At 70.7% G+C, this 4,943-nt stretch carries 5 protein-coding genes; 1 reads left to right on the top strand and 4 read right to left on the bottom strand.

Features of this window, described 5'->3' with window-relative positions:
- Window positions 1-94: 94 nt before the first annotated feature.
- From ACFVZW_RS36230 to ACFVZW_RS36240, 3 genes are read right to left on the bottom strand one after another with little or no spacing between them, the layout of a single operon-like run.
- A complete protein-coding gene (locus ACFVZW_RS36230; protein ID WP_384530747.1) occupies window positions 95-868 on the bottom strand; it encodes a polysaccharide deacetylase family protein in 774 nt (257 codons plus the stop codon).
- 20 nt (window positions 869-888) lie between these two features.
- Window positions 889-1,911 carry a glycosyltransferase family 2 protein gene (locus ACFVZW_RS36235; protein WP_384530741.1) on the bottom strand — a complete coding sequence of 341 codons (1,023 nt, stop codon included), beginning with the start codon at window positions 1,909-1,911 and terminating at the stop codon, window positions 889-891.
- A complete protein-coding gene (locus ACFVZW_RS36240; protein WP_384530743.1) occupies window positions 1,908-2,738 on the bottom strand; it encodes a glycosyltransferase family 2 protein in 831 nt (276 codons plus the stop codon). The genes ACFVZW_RS36235 and ACFVZW_RS36240 overlap by 4 nt, the downstream gene beginning before the upstream one ends.
- Window positions 2,739-3,376: 638 nt before the next feature.
- Between ACFVZW_RS36240 and ACFVZW_RS36245 the strand changes: the two genes are divergently transcribed.
- Complete coding sequence (locus ACFVZW_RS36245) at window positions 3,377-4,183, top strand: SGNH/GDSL hydrolase family protein (protein ID WP_383556976.1); 807 nt, start codon at window positions 3,377-3,379, stop codon at window positions 4,181-4,183.
- Here ACFVZW_RS36245 and ACFVZW_RS36250 read toward each other — a convergent pair.
- Complete coding sequence (locus ACFVZW_RS36250; protein WP_384530745.1) at window positions 4,167-4,847, bottom strand: hypothetical protein; 681 nt, start codon at window positions 4,845-4,847, stop codon at window positions 4,167-4,169. The genes ACFVZW_RS36245 and ACFVZW_RS36250 overlap by 17 nt on opposite strands.
- Between the last annotated feature and the right edge of the window lie 96 nt (window positions 4,848-4,943).

A 4,943-nucleotide genomic window follows, 5' to 3' on the forward strand; every position in this document is an offset into this window, starting at 1 on the left:
CATTTGCCCTCTACTTCGGTTGGTCTCTTGGTGTTTTTCAGCCGCGCCCTCGCGGGCGGGCGGGGTGGGGGGCCCCCCCACCCACCCCTCGGGGTCAGACCGTGTGCCGACCGGCCGCCCGCAGGGCCCCCCGTGCCCGGCGCACCACCGCGTACCCCTTGGTCAGCACCCGGTCCGCGGCGAAGGTGCGCCCGAGCGCCCGGCCCTCCACAAGCCGTTCGAACTCCTCGATGCCGGTGGACCGCCGTACGGTCACCCGCTCCAGGGCGTACGGTCCCTGGCTGCGCCTCGCCGTCGCGTTGCCGACCGCGAGGGCCTGGGCGTATCCGGCTGCCCGGACCGTCCGCCGGACGCGCCGGCTGGAGTATCCGTACGGGTAGGCGAAGGACACCGGCGCGCTGCCCAGCTCCTCGCGGACGATCTCCTTGCACCGCAGGGTCTCGTACCAGAGCCGTCGGTCGTCGACCTGGTCGAGCTGCGGATGCGTGTGGGTGTGCCCGCCGATCTCCGTGCCGGCGGCGGCCAGTTCACGGACCTGGTCCCAGTCGAGCATGGTGTCCAGGGCGCCGCCCTCGTCGTACGCGCCGCGCAGCCAGCCCGTGGAGACGAAGAGCGTCGAGGCGAAGCCGTGCTTGGCCAGCACCGGAAGGGCGTGCCGGTGCACCCCCTCGTAGCCGTCGTCGAAGGTGATCAGGACCGGGCGCGCGGGCAGGGCCCCGCCCGTGCGCCAGGCCGTGGCCAGTTCGGCGGTGGTGAGCGGGGTGAGACCGCGGTCGGCCACCACCGCCATCTGCTCGGCGAACGCCTCGGGCGAGACGGACAGCCGGTGCGTCGCCGGGGCGGGCCGGTGGTCCACCGCGTGGTACATCAGGATCGGTACGGGTTCGGTCACGCGGCCACCTCCGGGGCGGACGCCGAGTCGGACCAGACCGGGATCGGGCCCGAGGAGAACGTCGCCCCGCCCCGGCGTACCCGCAGCGCGCCCTGGACGAATCCGCCGGCCGCCACCACCACGCCCGCCACGATCGCGCCCGCCCGGCCCGCGCCGCCGGGGCGGAGGAGCACGGCGTCGCGCAGTCCGCGCGCGACGCCCGCGGGCAACACCCGGGTGGTGTAGCGCCGTTCGGCCTCCAGGCCCTCGTCGGCGCCGACGCTCCTGGACACCAGCGCCTTGGAGATGCCCTCGGCGTACGTCCGGCTGCGGAAGTAGCCGAAACGCTCGCGGGCGGCCGGGACCTTGTGGTGGATGACGGACCGGTCGTCGATCAGCAGCACCGCATCGGGGAGCGCCTGGGAGAGCCGGATGCACAGCTCCGTCTCCTCGCAGCCGAGCGGCCGCTTGTCGCCGTCCCGCCCGATGCCGGTGGCGAAGCCGCCGGCGACGTCGAAGGCCGTACGCCGGAAGGAGGCGTTGCCCCCCAGCACGTTGCGCACCCGGACCAGCCCCGGTGGCAGGCCCCGGTACGTGCAGCCGACGACCCAGTCGAACTCCTCGGGGAACCAGGCCGGCCGCCTTCCCGACGCCCAGGCGGGGAGGGTCCGGCCGCCGACGGCCATCACGTCCGGGTCGTCGTACCCCGAGGCGAAGTACCGCAGCCAGTCCCTCTCGGCCACGGCGTCGTCGTCGAGGAAGGCCACGAACTCGCCGCGGGACGCGGCGATTCCGGTGTTGCGGCCGGAGGAGAGGCCGCGGGGGCCCGCGTTGGCGAGCACCCGCACCTCCTCACGTACCGTCTCGTCCTTGAACTCCTCGGCCAGCCGGGCGAGGAGCCGCTCGTTGTGGTCGACCACGAGCAGGATCTCCAGCGCCGGATGGGACTGCGTCCGTACGGAGTCGACCGCCGCGAGGATGTCCTCCCAGCGCTCCTCCGTGTAGACGCAGATCACGACCGAGAACCGACGGTCACTCAAGACGCCTCTCCTCGCGGAACGTTGACGGAGAAGGCGGTGGGCCGACGGCGCGCCGCACGTCTCACGCCCTTCTCCCTGAGGATGACCTTGAGGACCCGGATGCCGTCGCGGACGGCGTTGAGGTTGCTGACGCCGTGGATGCGCAGGTACTCGTGGCTCGGCACCTCCTGGACCTTCAGGCCGGCCTTGACGACCCGGATGTTGATGAGGGTCTCGATCTCGAAGCCGGTGCAGTCCAGGGTGATCTCGTCGAGGCAGCGGCGCCAGAAGGCGTTGTACCCGTAGCAGAGATCGGTGTAGCGGGCGCCGAACTTCCGGTTGACCAGGGCGCACAGCGCCCAGTTGCCGAGCCGGCGGACCGGCGTCATGTCGTCCGTGCCGCCGCCGTTGGCGAAGCGGGACCCCTTGGCGAAGTCGGCGCCGCCGACCAGGGCGGAGACGTAGGAGACGATCTCCTGGCCGTCGGCCGAGCCGTCCGCGTCCACCATCACGATGATGTCGCCGGTGCAGGCGGCGAATCCGCTGATGAGGGCGTCCCCCTTGCCCTTGCCGACCTGCTTGACGACCTTGACGTCGGGCCACAGTTCACGGGCGACCCGAACGGTGTCGTCGGTGGAGTTCCCGTCGACGAGAACGACTTCGTGGATCCAGTCCGGAAGCGTCTTGAAGACGTAGGGAAGATTTTCCGCTTCGTTCATCGCGGGGATGACGACACTCACCGGCGGTGTGATCGCCAAATGCGAAGTGATCGCCTTGTATTGAGCGGCTATCAGGCTCTGGTCCGCGGAATCATGGCCGGTGACGGCCGGGCGCAGGAATGAGCTCATGGCTGGTGTTTCCCTCTCGTCCGGTGGACCGCCCGCCCCCGGGCTGTCCGGTGGTCTGTCCGGTTCGAAAGGGGGGTCCTCACCCCGTCCGCACGGCAGTGATCGCCGTATGGCATGGGTGAGTTGGCATCTCAAGCCGCGCGGCACGCGACTCGGCGACACACCTGTGTACGCCGAGCCAGCACCCCCCTACCGCGCCCCGCTCCGGGAACCATCGCGACGCTAGAGCCCTCCCCTGAGCCGCTTTGCCGATGGACCGATGCGGGTGAGATGTACGACGGTATTGATGAATGCGACTGTATGGCAAGTCCTGGTTCGGCGACTCCCGTTTCTGCCAATTGGCGAGCCTTCGGCGGTCAGATAGGGAACCGTCCCGATCGGATTTTCACAATCCGTTTGGCCAATGATGCCATTGGGGTTGGATGAAACTTCTGAGTAATTCCGTGCGAATTCATTTCGGTGCCGTTCGACCGCTCGCGGCCGCCGGCTCCGCATGATCCATCAGCTGGCTTGATTTCGACGGTCCCTGACGGGGGGTCGGCAACTTCTCGCCAAGGATTCTTGGCATGGACACTTCCAGCACGCCGGATGCGCTGCTACTACCAAGTAACGCAGAGATCCTGCTACAGGGAGGTTCCATGAAACTGTCCCGATTCGCGGCTTTCTCGTCCTCACTCATGCTCGGTGCCGTCCTCGCCCTGACCGGGGCGGGAGCCGCGCAGGCCGCCGAAACCGCAGCGCTCGACTATGTGGCGCTGGGTGACTCGTACTCCTCCGGTGTGGGCGCCGGGAGTTACGACAGCGCCAGCGGCGACTGCAAGCGCTCCACCAAGGCCTTCCCCGTCCTCTGGAAGAACGCGAACGCCCCCTCGTCGTTCGCCTTCACGGCTTGCTCGGGCGCCCGAACGGGTGATGTCACGAGCGGGCAGCTCGGACCCCTCTCCACCGCCACCGACCTGGTCTCCATCACGATCGGCGGCAATGACGCCGGCTTCGCGGACGTCATGACCACCTGCGTCCTCCAGTCGGAATCGACCTGCATCAACCGTGTGAATCAGGCCAAGGGCTACGTCGACACCACGCTGCCCGGGAAGCTCGACGCGGTGTATTCGGCCATCGCGTCCAAGGCGCCGAACGCCCGGGTCGTCGTCCTCGGCTACCCGCGCTTCTACAAGCTCGGCGGCAGCTGCGTCGCCGGGCTGAGCGAGAACGAGCGCCGCGCCATCAATGACGCGGCCGACTATCTCAACGCGGCCACCGCCAAGCGCGCGGCCGACCACGGCTACACCTTCGCCAGCGTCGTCCCGTCGTTCACCGGGCACGAGATCTGCTCCGGCTCGGCATGGCTGCACAGCGTCAACTGGCTCAACATCGGGGAGTCGTACCACCCCACCGCCGCCGGACAGTCCGGCGGCTACCTGCCCAGCTTCAGGGCTGTGGCGTAGCTGACCCGCTCGGGGAGGTGACCCCGCCCGTCGGGGTCGCCTGCTCGCAGGTCACCGAGAACGGCACCCAGTTCGAGCGCTTCTCGACCGGGGCGCGCACTTCGAGCCGGATGCGGTCGCGACGGGTCTCGTCCGCCCGGTACGTCAGTTCGATGTGCTCGACCTCCTTCTCGCGCGGGCCGTCGGCGGCGAACTCCAGCGTCTGCCAGTCCGTCGCCGAGCTCTCGCCGCTCTCCGTCACCCAGCGGTACTCCACCGAGACCGGCGTACGCCCCACGGTGAGCACCCCGGCGAAGGCGGGGGCCGAGGCCTCCGGCGGCGGACAGGCCCCGCTGTAGCCGGCGCGCAGGGCCCGCACGTGCACCAGGACCGTCTGCGCCGGCGGCGGGGTGGTCCGCGTCGTGGGCGGGCTGCTCGGGGTGGCCGTGGTCCTGGTGGGGGCGGGCGAGGGAGTCGTCGGTGACGTCGTCACCGGGGCGCTGCTCGTCGCCCCGCCCCCGGGGTCCTTGTCGCCGCCCTGGTTCCGCAGCAGCGCGTACGTCAGTCCGCCCACGGCCAGCAGCAGAAGGGCCACCCCGATCGCGAGCACGGTGCCGGCCCGGCTCGGGCGGTCCTGGGGCGCCTCGCCCGTGGGTCCGGGACGCGGGTCGTACGGCAGGGGCATGGGCGGAGTCGGGGCGGCGGGGGGCGGGCGCGCGGGGCGCGCGCGGGGCGGCGGGGGGCGCCGCCGCGCCGCGCCCGGGCCGCGCGGCCCGGGGGC

The organism is Streptomyces sp. NPDC059567, assembly GCF_042735655.1.
Lineage (GTDB): Bacteria > Actinomycetota > Actinomycetes > Streptomycetales > Streptomycetaceae > Streptomyces.